General features: G+C 62.3%; 1 protein-coding gene and 1 pseudogene. One reads left to right on the top strand and one right to left on the bottom strand.

The features are described from left to right. Positions 1-132: 132 nt before the first annotated feature. Complete coding sequence (locus QJT78_RS51035; RefSeq protein ID WP_225005669.1) at positions 133-507, bottom strand: PilZ domain-containing protein; 375 nt, start codon at positions 505-507, stop codon at positions 133-135. A 112-nt stretch (positions 508-619) separates the two neighbouring features. On the opposite strand from QJT78_RS51035, the pseudogene QJT78_RS51030 reads away from it, so the two are divergent. Continuing rightward, a pseudogene (locus tag QJT78_RS51030) lies at positions 620-1,051 on the top strand (transposase); the annotation flags it as partial. Positions 1,052-1,622 lie beyond the last annotated feature (571 nt).

Below are 1,622 nucleotides of genomic sequence, written 5' to 3'. Positions count from 1 at the left end.
GTCATCGCGCCCACCGTGGTTTCGGGCGGTCACACGAGCAAGGCGAGTACTGTCAGCACGACCGGCACTAAGCTGCGCAATTGCGAATGACGACGGATGGGACTGCTCCAGGCCCACCTCATTCATACCGCTCTAGCCGAACAGCCGCATCAGCAACGCCTTGCCGACCGGCGCCGCGCGCACGCTGCGGAAGGCGCGGACATATTCGCCGGCATAGAATGCGCGGACGACATTGATCCGCGTCGCAACCGCGTCCTCGAAACGGACGCCGAAGCCGTCGCGGGTGCGGCGGACAACGGTCGCGCTCACGTTCTGGCCATAGACATTGCACTTGATCGAGGCGCCGATTGCCGGCGGGGCGGGATCGATGAAGCGCGCGCCCGAAATCGAGATGTCGGCCATCCGCACCAGCCGCGGCTCGGCGCCTTCGTGAACCAGGATCGGCTCGTCGCGTTCGAAACGCTCGGCCTTGCGGCGCCGCGGCTGCTCGATGCAGATGAAGCGCACGATCGCGAGCACGACGCAATTGTACAGGCTCCAGGCCAGTGCCCGCCCGCCATAGGCGATGTTTTCGCCGCCAGGTGCAGGATGAAGGCGTAGGCGATCGCCACCAGCGTGAGCGGCCACCCGTCGGGTGCTGCGCCTGGCCTGGGAGCTCGATGACGCCGACAAGGCTGAAAAATTGATCCGCAATCTCGCGGGTCGACTCGACCAGCAATGGCCCGGCGTAGCGGCCAGCATCCTCGAAGGCCTCGACGAAATCCTGACTGTCGTCCGGTTGACGCTGCCGAAGGAGCTTCGTCGATCGCTCGCCTGCACCAACATCGCCGAGAACATGATGGGCACCATTCGCCGCGTCACGCGCAACGTCAAACGCTGGCGGGATGCCGGTATGGCGTTGCGATGGGTCGCGGCCGGCATGATCGAGGCCAACAAGGGCTTCCGACGATTGAAGGCGCATAAGCAATTGTCGGTTCTGCGTGCGGCCCTTCACGCTCATCACGATCGCATGACGATCAAGCCCGTTGCCCACGGCTCGAGGGCCGCGTAACATTCATTCCGGCAACGTCGGCCCGACGTAGTTCAACACCGATCGGGACATCCCCGGGCGACCATTCTTTCCACGGATAATCGCGTGCGCCATTTCTATGCTACCTCCGGCCCGGCTTCTTGAGCTTCTTCACTCGGTGCTTCTGATAATCGAGAACGGCCGCTGCAAGTGGTATCGTGCGCGGCACGCTCACAGGTGTGAGGGAGACGACAAACGCTCTGCCTGTTTGTGAATCGACGCTGAATTGACCCCCGCACGCGCGAAGTCAATCAAGCACTTGGGACGCCGATCGGCGTCCGGATCCCACGCCGATTCATCGTGTCTTCCGTCAGCGTCGAGCCTTGCAACCGCTTTACGAGCGCGCGCGGTTTCGTCGCATTCCGAGTAGAAAATGACTGTTGCAACCGTCTAGGTTGTGTGCAACCATAGGGTTGGGCCTCAGAAATCCAAGCGAGATAGTATCAGTGGCCATCAATGGGCCAGCGTATAACGGCCCCGTTCGGTGGGACGGTGCTCCCATGTCGAAGGGGCACCCCAAAAGCACATTGGCCGTTCAGGATTACGGTTTCTG

The organism is Bradyrhizobium sp. Mp27 (assembly GCF_029953005.1).
Classification (GTDB): Bacteria; Pseudomonadota; Alphaproteobacteria; order Rhizobiales; family Xanthobacteraceae; genus Bradyrhizobium; species Bradyrhizobium barranii.
This window is presented reverse-complemented; position numbering and strand designations above follow the sequence as displayed.